This is a genomic window from Burkholderia sp. MSMB617WGS, assembly GCF_001532025.2.
Lineage (GTDB): Bacteria > Pseudomonadota > Gammaproteobacteria > Burkholderiales > Burkholderiaceae > Burkholderia > Burkholderia savannae.
In genome coordinates, this window is the sequence record NZ_CP013457.1 from 3,387,734 (window position 1) to 3,401,177 (window position 13,444).

The following is a 13,444-nucleotide window of genomic DNA, read 5'->3' on the forward strand; positions in this document are numbered from 1 at the left end:
ATGCACGATCTCACGCTGCTCGCCGCGCTCGTCACCGCGCTCGCGCTGATTCAATCGATCTTCGGGATGGGAATCCTCGTGTTCGGCACGCCGACGCTGCTGCTGTTCGGCGTGGAGTTCGCGGCGGTGCTCGGCCTGCTGCTGCCCGCGTCGATGACGCTGTCCGCGATCCAGGTGTGGTCGAGCCGCGGCCTGCCGCTGCCCGCTCGCGAGCGCGGCAACATGGCGGTCTGCGCGGCCGTCGTCGTCGTGTCGCTCGCGACGCTCGTGCTGACGAAGCTCAACGCGCGCGTCGATCTGTTCGTCGGCGGCGCGATGCTGGCCGCCGCCGTGGTGCGCGTCGCGCCGGTGCTGCGCGACCGCCTGCGCGCGCGCATCGCGCGGCATGACCGACGCTACGTCGTCCTGATGGGCGTCGTGCATGGGCTAACCAACATGGGCGGCGCGCTGCTCGCCGTCTATGCGGCGAGCGGGCAGCGCGACAAGGACGAGATCCGCGCGATCGTCGCCCGCTACTACCTGCTGTTCGGCACGATCCAGCTCGGCACGCTCGCGCTGCTGCGGCCCGCCGCGCTGAGCTGGTCGGGCGCGGCCGTCGCGCCGATCGCGGCGCTCGTCTACGTCGCGCTCGGCAACGCGATGTTCCGGCGCGCGGGCGCATCGCTGTACGAGCACGCAATGACGGGCTTCATCGGCGCGTACGGCGCCGCCGTGCTCGCGAAGACCGCGCTATGACGGAGCATTCGATGGCCAACGTCATGGCGGCGCTCGTGCCGATCTTCGCGCTGATCCTGATGGGCTTCGTGATACGCCGGCGGAGGCTGCTCGCCGATGCGTTCTGGCTGCCGTGCGAGACGCTCAACTACTACTATCTGTTTCCGGCGCTGATGTTCAGCCAGGTCGCGAAGGCGAACCTCGCGCAATTCGCGATTCGCCCGATCGCGACGGCGATCCTCGGCGCGGTCGGCTGCGGCGCGCTCGTGCTGTACGCGTGGCGCGCGTGGAGCCGGCAGCCGGGCGCGGTGTTTTCGTCGGTGATCCAGGGTGCGTTGCGGCCGAACACGTACGTCGGCGTCGCGGCCGCCGCCGCGATGTACGGCAGCGTCGGCCTCACGCTGACGTCGATCAGCATCGCGATCGCGATCCCGCTGTTGAACGTCGCGTCGATCGTGATCCTGATGCACTACGGCAGCGGCGGCACGCCCTCCTTCAAGCAGGTCGGCAATGCGCTCGTCAAGAATCCCGTGATCGTCGCGGTGCTGCTCGGCGCGCTTTTCAACCTGAGCGGCCTCGCGCTGCCCGGCACGCTCGCGAGCCTGTTGTCGATCCTCGGCTCGGCCTCGCTGCCGCTCGGCCTGCTCGCGGTCGGCGCGGGGCTCGACATGAAAGCCGCGAAAGCGGCGAGCGGCCCCGTGCTGCAATCGTCGTTCATCAAGCTGCTGCTCGTGCCGCTCGTCACGCTCTGGATCGGCGTGAGCCTCGGCATCAAGGGGCCGGCGCTCACGATCATCGTGCTGTTCAACTCGCTGCCGTGCACGCCTTCGGCGTACATCATGGCGAAGCTGCTCGGCGGCGATCACCGGCTCGCGGCCGGCATCATCACGGTGCAGACCGCGCTCGCGGCGTTCACGATGCCGCTCGTGCTGCTGCTGTCGCGCGGCTGACGGGGCGCACCCGTCGAGCGTCGGCCGCGCCGCCTCGCTCGCCCGAAAATCTGGATACCGATCGTTTTCCCGTCGCCGCGGCGAACCGGCAGACGATTGCACGATTGCGCGCACGTTGACCGGCGTCAAGCGCGCGTCATGGATTTCCCCCACTCAGCTCTCGCGAAATCGTCCGTAAACCCGATCATGTCGCCGGACTGCGCACTCCGCCGCAATCGCGACATTCGACGTTGCGGACCTTGCAGAGAGCCTTCCATGCGCGCCAATCTTCCTGTCACCCAGCGGGAATTCGAGTTCCCCGACGACGCCACGCTGATGTCGACGACCGATCCCCAGAGCTACGTCACGTATGCGAACGCGGCGTTCATTCAGGTGAGCGGATTCGAGCGCGACGAGATCATCGGCGAGCCGCACAATCTCGTTCGGCATCCCGACATGCCGGCCGAGGCGTTCGCCGACATGTGGGCGACGTTGAAGGCCGGCTGCTCGTGGACCGCGCTCGTCAAGAACCGCCGCAAGAACGGCGACCACTACTGGGTGCGCGCGAACGCGACGCCCGTGATCCGCAACGGGCAACTCGTCGGCTACATGTCGGTGCGCACGAAACCGTCGCGCGACGAGATCGCCGGGGCCGAAGCGCTCTATCGCGACTTTCGCGAGCACGGCGCGCGCGGCAGGAAGTTTCATCAGGGTCTGATCGTGCGCACCGGGCTGCTCGGATGGACGTCGCTGCTGCAGACGCTCAGCGCGCGCTGGCGCATCCGAACCGCGCTGCTCACGCTCCTCGCCGGCTCCGCGTGGATGGCGTTCCTCTTCGGGCTGCGCGGCGCGATGCTCGACGGCTTCGCCGCCGCCGAGACAATGCTGCTGCTGCTCGCGGAATTCTGGCTCGCCGCGCAGATCACCGCGCCGCTGCAGCGCGTGCTGAAGCAATCGCTCGCGGTCGCCGCGGGCCAGGCCGGCGACAATGTTCACCTGAACCGTATCGACGAGATCGGCATGATCATGCGGGCGGTCAATCAGGCGGGCCTCAACCTGCGCTCGCTCGTCGACGACGTGAGCGAGCAGTTGTCCGGCCTGCAAGACGCGAGCGGCAAGATCACCGCGGGCAACGACGATCTGAGCGCGCGCAGCGAGCAGGCGGCCGCGAGCCTCGAGGAAACCGCCGCGTCGATGGAGCAGATGACCGCGACGGTGCGCAACAACGCGGACACCGCCATGCAGGCGAGCGAGCTTGCCGGCTCGACGCGCGATGCCGCCGCGAAAGGCGACGCGGTGGTCGGCAAGGCGGTCGACACGATGGGCGAGATCAGCGCGTCGAGCCGCAAGATCCGCGAGATCATCGGCGTGATCGACGGCATCGCGTTCCAGACCAACATCCTCGCATTGAACGCGGCCGTCGAGGCGGCGCGGGCGGGCGAGCAGGGCCGCGGCTTCGCGGTCGTCGCGGCCGAAGTGAGAACGCTCGCGCAGCGCAGCGCGAACGCGGCGAAGGAGATCGCGGCGCTGATCCACGACAGCGTCGAGAAAACCGCGGCGGGCGGCGCGCTCGTCAATCAGGCGGGCGAAGCGATGAACGATATCCGATCGCAGGTCGCGCGGGTCGCCGGCCTCATCGGCGAGATCAGCTCGGCCACGCGCGAGCAGTCGGACGGGATCGGCCAGGTCAACGTCGCCGTCGCGCAGCTCGATCAGATGACGCAACAGAACGCCGCGCTGGTGCAGGAATCGGCGGCGACCGCCGACGACCTGAAGCACCGCACGCAGCGGCTCGTCGATGCAGTGGCCGTGTTCCGGTCGAACGCGCCCGCGCCTGCGCGGCGCTACGACACGCGCGCGCCGCAAGCCGGCACCGCGGCCGCGACGCCGCTCCAGCGCATGCCCGCCGCGCGCAAGCGCTCCGCGACGCGCATCGCGTCCGCCCCGCCGCACGCGCCCGCGAGCGCCGCGCCCGTTCCCGCCCTCGCGGCGGCGAGCCCGAATGCCGATTGGCAAACGTTCTGAGCAGCGCGTGCCGGCCGTCGCGGCGTCGATACGAAAACAGGCGGCACCCGCGCGCCGCCTGTTCGTTTGCCGTTCGATGCGCCTCCTTCACAACGCGCGTCGAACGGTCTCGTCACCCGCGCATGCGTTACCGCGCGCGCGGCGACGGCCCGCGAACGACTGCCGTCACTGCGACGCGTCGCCCGGCAGGTGCTTGCGGCTCGCGAGTTCCCGAGCCTGCTGATAGTGCGCCTGAATCACCGGCAGGCCCTTGCGCGCAGCGTTCTTCAGCTGCTCGTTGCGGCCCGATGCGAGCTCGGCCTGGAACACCGACAGCGTCTTGCGGTTGCCTTCGAGCGCGACCTGCTCGATGTACGCCTTGTCGAACGCGTCGCCGCGCAGATTCTTGATGCCGTCGAGCACGGCGGGATCGGGATCGTTGTGCGGCACGTCGACGCCGCGCGGGCTCGCGGCGCGCAGCGTCTGCGACAGCTTCTCGTTGTCGCTCGCGACCCGTTCCGCGAACGCCTTCACGGCGCGATCACTCGAGCGCGAATTCGCGATGCGCGCGGCGTCTCGCTGCGTCGACACCGCCTTCGTCGCGTCGGTGACGAAAGCCTGATCGGCCTCGTGCAGCCGCGTACCGGTTTCAGCGGCCGCCTCGGGGCGCGGTTGCGTCGGCGTAGGCGTGGGAGCGGTTTGTGCGGACGCGGCGGTCGCGAAGACGAACAGACCTGCGGCGCACGCACCGGCAAGCGAAAAAGTAGAGCGGCGAGTCATACGTTCTCCTTAGGGTGAAATTCATCAACGGATCGATGAACGGGGCTGCGGTGCTGCGGGCCGGGAGCGGCAACGCGTTCGACGCCGTCGCCGCGAGCGCACCGGCCATGGACTCGGATGCGCCGCAACCCGTCCAATGCATTCTAGGAGGCGCGTCGCGACCGAGGTGAAACGATGGTGTCGCTTGTGTAACGGGAGGTAAGACAATTGGCCGCGCGAGCACGCGCAGCGCGCGCGGGCGTCGCGTACGTACGCTTCGCATTCGTCATCGGCGCGACGCGCACCGCACCGCACCGCATCGCATCGGTCAAAATTTTCCGCCGATGGAAACTCGCGGCGGCGACACCCGCATCTTTTACGCGATGCCGTAAGCCCAATCGAATCAAGCCGTCGATCGACGCGCGCCGATGCATCGCTTCGTTAGCCTCACGATCCGTGGCGCATGCGGGTCGCGCATCCCGCATGCGAATCGGTGTCGCGCGAGCGCCGCAACCCGCAACCGAAACGGTCGCGACGATTCTTTCGATGCGCACACACCAAACGCGCACGTCGCGGGCGGTATCGAACGCGCCGTCTAGGTAGATACGCTGACGCCCCGTTTTTTTGGCTCAAGGACGCACGGCCGCACGCCGATATCTCAGCCAGCCGATGACAAAAATGAAACGGAGGCTTCGTGAACGGACCCGAGGAACCGACAATGCCCATCGCGGCGGATGCATCGCACCCGCGCGCGGCCGATCACGCCCGATCGACGAACGCCGCTCCCGCAAACATGGTCGGCAACGCGTCCCCCGTGATCCTGATCGTCGACGACGAACCGAGCATCCTCTCCGCTCTCAAGCGTCTGCTGCGCACGGCGCGCTATCAGGTCGTGACGGCCGACAGCGGCGCGGCGGGGCTCGACGTGCTCGCCGCCGGCGACGTCGACCTCATCGTCTCCGACATGCGAATGCCCGGCATGACGGGCGCCGAATTCCTCGCTCACGCGCAGACGCTGCGCCCGGACACGATGCGCGTCCTGCTGACGGGCTACTCCGAGATCGACGCGGTCGTGAGCGCAATCAACGAAGGCGGCGTGTATCGCTACCTGAACAAGCCGTGGGACGATCACGATCTGCTGCTCACGGTCAAGCAGGCGCTCGAGCAGCGTCGGCTGCGCCAGGAGACCGCCCGCCTGTTCGCGATCACGCAGAAGCAGAACGAGGCGCTCGTCGCGTTCAGCACGGAGCTCGAAGCGCAAGTGCACGCGCGCACCGAGGAAATCCGGCAAACCGTGATGTTCCTCGAGGACGCGCAACGCGACCTGAAGCGCAATTTCATGACGATGATCCAGGTCGGCGCGAACATGATCGAGCTGCGCTGCGGCGTGATGGGCGGCGAATCGCGGCGCATCGGCGAACTCGCGAAGCGGCTCGCGCTCGCGTTCGACATGAGCGAGCTGCAGGCGCGGGACCTGCATTTCGCCGGGCTGCTGCACGGAATCGGCAAGCTGTCGCTGCCGGACGAGCTGCTGCGCAAATCAATCGACCGAATGAGCGCGGAGGAAAGCCGCCAGTTTCATCAGCATGCGCTGCGCGCGCAGATGGTGCTCACGCCCGTCACGCAGCTCAATCACGTCGCGCACGTCATTCGCCACCAGTACGAGCGCTTCAACGGCCGAGGCACGCCCGACGGGCTCGCGGGCGAAGACATCCCGCTCGGCTCGCGCATTCTCGCGGTCGCGCGCGACTACGAAGGGCTCCAGCGCGGCGGCATCGTCAATCATCGCCTGCTGCCCGATCAGGCGATCGCGCTCATCCAGTCGCAGGCCGGCATGCGCTACGACCCGCAGATCGTCGATCGTTTCGTCGCGCTCGCGAAGGACTTGGCGACGTTCGGCTGCAACACGCCGTACGCGCAGATCACGGGCGGCCAGCTGCTGGAAGGCATGCGGCTCGCCGACGATTTGCGCACGAGCCGCGGCGTGCTGCTGATGACGAAAGGCAGTGTCGTGTCCGCGCATCAGGTCGCGCTCGTGCGGCGCTACGAAGCGCAGGAAGCCACGCCGTTCACGATCCTGATCCAGACGCCGCCGCCGAACGCCGATGCCGCGGCGGCCTCGATGCGCGAAGGCTGACGCGCGCGCCGCCGTCGCCGTCGCCGTCGCGCATACCGAGACGAGCCGCTCCTCATGCACGGAACCTTCGACATCCCGCTCGTCGTACTGTCGCTCGCGGTCGCGACGCTCGCGTCGTATACCGCGCTCGATCTGAGCGCGCTCATCTCGCTCCTCGACAAGCCGCGGATGCGGCACGCGTGGCTCGCGGGCGGCGCGGCCGCGATGGGCACGGGCATCTGGGCGATGCACTTCGTCGGCATGCTCGCGTTCTCGCTGCCGATTCCGCTCGGCTACGACTTCGGGCACACGTTCGCCTCGCTCGCGATCGCGATGATCGTCTCGTACTTCGCGCTGAACGCGCTGACGCGCGCCGCGCTCACGCACGAGCGGCTCGCGGTGGGCGGCGTGCTGATGGGGCTCGGCATCGCGGCCATGCACTACACCGGCATGAGCGCGCTGCAAATGCACCCCGCGATCGGCTACGACCGCACGCTCTTCGTCGCATCGATCGCGATCGCGATCGGCGCGTCGACGATCGCGCTCTGGATCGCGCATCGCCTGAGCGACGAGAACGAGCCGCACGTGTTCGCGAAGCGGATCGGCGCGGCGGGCATGATGGGCATCGCGATCACGGGCATGCATTACACGGGCATGGCGGCCGCGCATTTTCCGGCGAACGCGGTGTGCGGCGCCGCCGGCGAAATCAGTGGCGCGTGGCTCGGCGCGACGATCGCGCTCTTCACGGCGACGATCCTGAGCGCGACGCTCGTCGTCTCGCGTTTCGATGCGCGCACCGCGTTCCTGCGCGGCATGACCGACGCGCTCGAGGAGCTCGTCACGAAGCGCACGAGCGAGCTCGAAGGCGCGCTGCAGCAGTACGAGCGCACGACGCACGTGCTGCAGCGCACGCGCAAGAAAATGGAGCAGGAAATCGACGAACGCAAGGCCGCGCAGGCGCGCCTCGAGCACGAAAAGGACGAGCAGCGCCGGCTGATTCGTCAGATCGAGGAAACGCACGTGCAGCTGCTGCAATCGGAAAAGCTCGCGTCGATCGGCCAGCTCGCAGCGGGCGTCGCGCACGAGATCAACAACCCGATCGGCTTCGTCAACGCGAATCTCAACACGCTGAAGGGCTGGGTGCAGGGTCTCCTCGATGTGATCGCCGCGCAGGAAAAACTCACGCGCACGCTTTGCGCCGACGCGCGCGCGCCGCTCGACGCGGTGTCGCGCGAAGTCGATCTCGACTACGTGCGCAGCGACATCGTCGCGCTCATCGACGAATCGATCGACGGCGCGATGCGCGTGCGCCGCATCGTCGGCGACCTGCGCGATTTCTCGCGGCCGAGCGGCGACGAATGGGCGCTCGCCGATCTGCACGCGGGGCTCGAGAGCACGCTGAACGTCGTCCACAACGAGCTCAAGTACAAGGCGGACGTCGTGCGCGAATACGGCAGCCTGCCGCTCGTCGAATGCAACGCCGCGCAGTTGAACCAGGTGTTCATGAATCTGCTCGTCAACGCCGCGCAGTCGATCGACGCGCACGGCACGATCACGATTCGCACGTCGCACGACGCCGACGCCGTGTCGATCTCGATCGCCGACACGGGCGCGGGCATCTCCGAGGACGTGATCGGCAGGATCTTCGATCCGTTCTTCACGACGAAGCCCGTCGGCCAGGGCACGGGGCTCGGGCTGTCGATCTCGCACGGCATCGTGGAGCATCACGGCGGGCGCATCGACGTCGAGAGCCGCGTCGGCCGCGGCACGACGTTTACGATCACGCTGCCGATCCGGCGCAAGTCCGGCTCGGCAGCGAACGCCAACTCCAACGCGCCCGACGGCGCGGACGGCGCGCACCGGGCAGTGCGCGCCGCCGCGCCGCTTACGCGCGGCGAGCCTTGCTGAGCACGATCGTCTCGAACAGCTCGTACTCGGCCGTCGGCTGCTGATCGGCGCCCGGCGCGTGATGGTAGTTCACGGTGATCGTCGTGTTGCCGCCGTGCTCGCCCGGATCGTAGTCGAACACGGCGATCCCATAGCCCGTGCCCGTGTCGCGCCGCGCGGACCAGATCGCATCCTCCACCGCATCCGCGCCGTGCCGCACGAACGTGTTCGGCGCCGCGCCCGGCACCGGCCGGTTCGACTTCGTGAACACGCGCGCCTGAGGCAAGCCCGTCGCCGGATTCTCGCCGTACACGTCGAGCGGCGCGCTCGTGCCGCCGCCGCCGAGAATCATGTGGATCGTGCCGTGCGACGTGTCGAACTTGCCGTCGGCCGGATCGGACGTGACGACGGGGCGCGGCTGCAGCGTGTCGACGACCTCGCCCGTCGCCGCGTCGACGCCCGCGCGGTGGTTGCAGCCGCGCACCGGAAAGCTGCGCTCGTAGTCGTGATCGTGGCCGCACAGCACGAGGTCGACGCCGTAACGGTCGAAGAGCGGCAGCCACGCCTCGCGGATGCCCTTGTCCGAGCCGTTGCCCGTCTTCGACGAGCTGAGCGCGTCCTGATGCATCTGCACGACGATCCAGTCGATGTCGCGATCGCGCGACGCGCGGCGCAGCGTCTCTTCGAGCCAGCGCGTCTGCTCGCCGCGGCTGTAGCCGCGCACGTAGAACGACGTGCCGGGGGCGATCGGCTCGTTGCCGGTGCTCGCCGCCGGCACGAGCGGGTTCGGGCCCGCGACGAACGCGGCCGCGTCCTGATAGACGACGTCGTCCGCGTCGAGCGACACGAACAGCACCGCGCCGACGCGGAAGCTGTACCAGCGGCCCGGAAAACGCGTGCCGTTCTCGGGCAACGTGTAGCGCGCGAGATACGAGTCGAGGCCTTGCGGGCCGTTGTGAAACTCGATCTCGTGATTGCCGGGGCACGGCATCCACGGACGGTTCGCGGCGGACGTCTGATTGTTGTTGCCGAAGTCGCGCCACACGGCCGGCTGATGCGCGGGGTTCAGGTTCGCGTAGCAGAGATCGCCGTTCAGCAGATGAAAGAGCGGCTGAAAGCGCTCGATCGCCTGCACCGCGAAGCGGCTCTGCGGCGACGACAGCACCCAGCCGGTGTTCGGCGTCGCGAGGTCGCCGTAGCTCGTCCAGCGAAACGGCGAGCGGCCGCGCGGCGCGGTCTCGAAGCGGGCGGCGAACGGCTTCGCCGCGTTGCCGTCGTTGTCGGCCGTGACCTCGTAGCGATACGCCGAGCCCGGCTTGAGGCCGTGCAGCCGCGCGTGATACGTGAACACCACTTCGCCGTTTAGGCCGTCGGTGTACGTGCGCTGCACGCCGTGCGCGGTCCGCCACGCTTCGTTCGGGCCCGCGAAGCGCACGCGCGGGTTGGTCGCGGCCGCGAGCGACGCCCACGATACGACGACTTCGCGCGCGTCGGCGTCGCCCCAGGTCAGATGAATCTGCTCGGGCGTGCCGTCGGGCGCGGCGGCGGCGGCCCGCGTGGCCGCGAGGCCGCTCGCGGCGGTCGCGAGCCCGGATACGCCGGCGAACTTGAGGAAGCCGCGGCGAGAGACGGCGCAAGGCTGCTCGGTCGGCGGCGCGTCGGAAGCTGGCTTGTTCGGCATGATTTCGTTCGATCGTCGGAGAGTCGTGGGGAAAGGAATGAAAGCAAGCGACGGCGCGGCGGCCGCGGGCATCGGCGCCCGGCCGCGCGCGTCAGCGCCGTCACCGCCAGCGCCGACACCTTATGACGGGATGCGTGACGCGACGATGTCAGCCCCGCGTCGCGCCGCGCGGATGCCGGCTGCCTGGCGGGAATCCGCGCATGCGGCGGGGACGCCCGGTTCGCACGGTCGATGGGGCGAGTCCGTTTTCGCTTCGCGGCCGGCCGGCATCGCGTCGGCGTCAAGTCCGCGACGCATCGGCGTTGGAGTCGGTGGCGTTGCCGCGTGGTTTCGTGGTTTCGTGGTTTCGGGGTGCCGCAACGCGGCTGCGCAATCGCGATCGCAACCCAAATCGCAACTAAAATCGCGGTCGAAATCACAACGACAACGACAACGACAACGACAACTGCAACTACGGCGACGGCCCCGCGGCCATCGCACGCCGCAACGCCGCGTCGAGAAAACGCGAGTCGCGCGCGCCGCGCGCAAAACGGCGCGCCCACGCACCGTGAACCCGTCCGGCGCGATCGGGTCCAATCGCGATTCGATCGACGAGGAACGTCATGCTCGATATGCCACGCCGCGCGCTCGCGGCCGTCGCGTTCGCCGGCGCGGCCGGCCTTGCCGGCTGCGAGACGAATGCAGCGGCGAACGCGCCCATCGCGCCGGCGGCCGCGCCGCAAACCGCGACGAAGACCGTCTACGTCGCCGCGCAAACGGCGCGCTGCGTCGGCGTCGCGCCGATGGACTGCCTGCAGGTGCGCACAAGCCCGAGCGAGCCGTGGCAGCTCTGGTACAGCGGCATCGAAGGCTTCGACTACCGCCCCGGCTACGAATACCAGCTCGAGATCGCCGAACACAGCGTGCCGAATCCGCCTGCCGACGGCTCGTCGATCCGCTGGGTGTTGAAGCGCGTCGTCCGGCAGCAGCCGCGCTGAGCCGGACGGCGTAGTGACGCGCGCGGCGCATGCCGCACGCGCCGCGCGATCCCGATTTGGGCCGGCGCGCTCGATATGTTCAGAGCGCGCGCCCGTCGAAATGCCGGACCGGCACCGCGTCGAGATCGATGCCGTCGATGCAGCGGATGTTGACTGCCGCCATCGCGTTGCCCTTCGGGTCCGTGCCTTCCGCGAACGGGTGGATGCCGCAGGTCGGGCAGAACCGATGCCGGATCGTGCGCTCGTTGAACAGATAGGTCGCGATGTCGTCGTCGGGCGTTTTCAGATGAAACGCGTCACGCGGCACGAACCACAGCAGCGAGCCCTTGCGCACGCACATCGAACAGTTGCAAGCGCAAGCGCTCTCGATCTCCCCTTCCACCTCGAACTTGATCCTGCCGCAATGGCAGCTGCCGGTGTAAAGCATCGTCGCCTCCTTCGATCGTGTCCGGCCCGGCGACGCGGCCGCGCCGCGCCCGGACGCCCGGCCGGTGCCGTACGGTAACGCTCGGCCGTACGGACCGCAACCGTCCGGCGGCGCACGAGCGGCGAAGGCGATCAATCGCACCCGACCCCGCTCGCGCGCCGCGATCCGCGCCCGACGCGCCGCGCGATCCGGCGGCGTGCCGCGTCGACGCACGGCGCGCATCCGGCCGCCGCGCCCACTATGTGCGCACAGGCGCGATCGATACGACTTTCGCGCGGCGCCGCTGTACGATTCACGCGTGGTTCATGCAGACAACAGGAGACACCCGCAATGAAGATCACCCGCCTCGAAACCTTCGTCGTTCCGCCTCGATGGCTGTTTCTGAAGATCGAGACCGACGCGGGCATCGTCGGCTGGGGCGAGCCGATCGTCGAAGGCCGCGCGCATACGGTCGAGGCGGCCGTGCACGAGCTCGCCGACTACCTCGTCGGCCAGGACCCGCTTCGCATCGAGGACCACTGGCAAGTGATGTACCGCGCGGGCTTCTACCGCGGCGGCCCGATCACGATGAGCGCGATCGCGGGCATCGACCAGGCGCTCTGGGACATCTTGGGCAAGCATCACGGCGCGCCCGTCCACGCGCTGCTCGGCGGCCCGGTGCGCGACCGGATCAAGGTCTATTCGTGGATCGGCGGCGACCGGCCGAGCGACGTCGCGAACAACGCGCGCGCGGTGGTCGAGCGCGGCTTCCAGGCGGTGAAGATGAACGGCTCGGAGGAACTGCAGATCATCGACACGTTCGACAAGGTCGAAAAAGTGATCGCGAACGTCGCGGCGGTGCGCGAGGCGGTCGGGCCTTACGTCGGCATCGGCGTCGATTTCCACGGCCGTGTGCACAAGCCGATGGCGAAGGTGCTCGCGAAGGAACTCGATCCGTACAAGCTGATGTTCATCGAGGAGCCGGTGCTGTCGGAGAACGCCGAGGCGCTGCGCGACATCGCGAACCAGACGAGCACGCCGATCGCGCTCGGCGAGCGGCTTTATTCGCGCTGGGATTTCAAGCACATCCTCGAAGGCGGCTACGTCGACATCGTGCAGCCGGACGCGTCGCACGCGGGCGGGATCACCGAGTGCAGGAAGATCGCGACGCTCGCGGAGAGCTACGACGTCGCGCTCGCGCTGCACTGCCCGCTCGGGCCGATCGCGCTCGCCGCGTGCCTGCAACTCGACGCGGTCAGCCACAACGCGTTCATCCAGGAACAGAGCCTCGGGATTCACTACAACCGGGGCAGCGATCTGCTCGACTATCTTCGAAATCCCGAAGTGTTCCGCTACGCGGACGGCTTCGTCGCGATCCCGCAGGGGCCGGGGCTCGGCATCGACGTCGACGAGGAGAAGGTGCGCGAGATGGCGAAGACCGGACACCGCTGGCGCAATCCGGTCTGGCGGCACGCGGACGGCAGCGTCGCCGAGTGGTGAAGACACGCGCGCACGGCCACGGCAGGCAACGCATCGCGCCGGCGACGGGCCGAGGCCGTGTGAAGTCGCACGCCGATCGCGGCGGTCGAAAGAGTCGATCGTTCGAATCGCGCGGTATTGGCCGGGGGCGGCGCGGGAAGGGTTGAGCGGCACCCGAAAACCGTGCCGTGTAGTTTTGCGTGTTCGCACAGCCCCGGCCGCGGCCGAACGCCTGATTCGACGCCGGAGCCCGAACGCTTGCCGCTTGCCGCCTGACGATGCGCCGAACGGCCGATGCGCGGCCGCCATGCCGGACACCCGACGCCTGCCCGGCGCTTGACGCACAGCGCCTGACGTTCGACACACGGCGCTCGACGCCGATGCCGACACCGATGCCGCACAGGCCGAAGACATCGCGACGCGGCGCGCCGAACGGGGGATCGCCGATGTGAACGAACGCACGCGCCGCCAGCCGTCGGGCAGGCCGGCGCA

Annotated in this window: 10 protein-coding genes; 7 read left to right on the top strand and 3 right to left on the bottom strand. The window is 68.7% G+C overall.

Features of this window, described 5'->3' with window-relative positions; translation table 11 throughout:
- From WT60_RS16685 to WT60_RS16695, 3 genes are all read left to right on the top strand, one after another.
- Nucleotides 1–735: a TSUP family transporter gene (locus WT60_RS16685; RefSeq protein WP_038748856.1), complete on the top strand. Its 735-nt coding sequence runs from the start codon at nt 1–3 to the stop codon at nt 733–735.
- A gap of 11 nt (nt 736–746) precedes the next feature.
- On the top strand, nt 747–1,664 hold the full coding sequence (locus tag WT60_RS16690) for an AEC family transporter (RefSeq protein WP_038748943.1): 918 nt from the start codon (nt 747–749) through the stop codon (nt 1,662–1,664).
- A gap of 255 nt (nt 1,665–1,919) precedes the next feature.
- Entirely contained in the window at nt 1,920–3,668 is a 1,749-nt protein-coding gene (locus tag WT60_RS16695) for a PAS domain-containing methyl-accepting chemotaxis protein (protein WP_038748854.1), read from the top strand.
- A gap of 165 nt (nt 3,669–3,833) precedes the next feature.
- On the opposite strand, the gene WT60_RS16700 is transcribed toward WT60_RS16695, so the two are convergent.
- Entirely contained in the window at nt 3,834–4,427 is a 594-nt protein-coding gene (locus tag WT60_RS16700) for a DUF4142 domain-containing protein (RefSeq protein ID WP_038748852.1), read from the bottom strand.
- 673 nt (nt 4,428–5,100) lie between these two features.
- On the opposite strand from WT60_RS16700, the gene WT60_RS16715 reads away from it, so the two are divergent.
- Entirely contained in the window at nt 5,101–6,543 is a 1,443-nt protein-coding gene (locus WT60_RS16715; protein ID WP_059669622.1) for an HD domain-containing phosphohydrolase, read from the top strand.
- Nucleotides 6,544–6,597: 54 nt separating this feature from the next.
- Nucleotides 6,598–8,430 (top strand): histidine kinase, encoded by a 1,833-nt coding sequence (locus tag WT60_RS16720; protein ID WP_060355582.1) that lies wholly within the window; start codon nt 6,598–6,600, stop codon nt 8,428–8,430.
- On the opposite strand, the gene WT60_RS16725 is transcribed toward WT60_RS16720, so the two are convergent.
- Nucleotides 8,408–10,090, bottom strand: a complete 1,683-nt coding sequence (locus WT60_RS16725; RefSeq protein ID WP_060355581.1) for a metallophosphoesterase family protein — start codon at nt 10,088–10,090, stop codon at nt 8,408–8,410. The two genes, WT60_RS16720 and WT60_RS16725, sit on opposite strands and share 23 nt — an antisense overlap.
- A gap of 602 nt (nt 10,091–10,692) precedes the next feature.
- On the opposite strand from WT60_RS16725, the gene WT60_RS16730 reads away from it, so the two are divergent.
- The gene (locus WT60_RS16730) at nt 10,693–11,067 is read left to right on the top strand and encodes a DUF4377 domain-containing protein (protein WP_059575257.1); all 375 of its coding nucleotides are present in this window, start codon (nt 10,693–10,695) and stop codon (nt 11,065–11,067) included.
- A 79-nt stretch (nt 11,068–11,146) separates the two neighbouring features.
- On the opposite strand, the gene WT60_RS16735 is transcribed toward WT60_RS16730, so the two are convergent.
- Nucleotides 11,147–11,494 carry a GFA family protein gene (locus WT60_RS16735; protein WP_059575259.1) on the bottom strand — a complete coding sequence of 116 codons (348 nt, stop codon included), beginning with the start codon at nt 11,492–11,494 and terminating at the stop codon, nt 11,147–11,149.
- A 330-nt stretch (nt 11,495–11,824) separates the two neighbouring features.
- On the opposite strand from WT60_RS16735, the gene dgoD reads away from it, so the two are divergent.
- Nucleotides 11,825–12,973 carry a galactonate dehydratase gene (gene dgoD, locus WT60_RS16740; protein WP_038751969.1) on the top strand — a complete coding sequence of 383 codons (1,149 nt, stop codon included), beginning with the start codon at nt 11,825–11,827 and terminating at the stop codon, nt 12,971–12,973.
- Nucleotides 12,974–13,444: the final 471 nt, after the last annotated feature.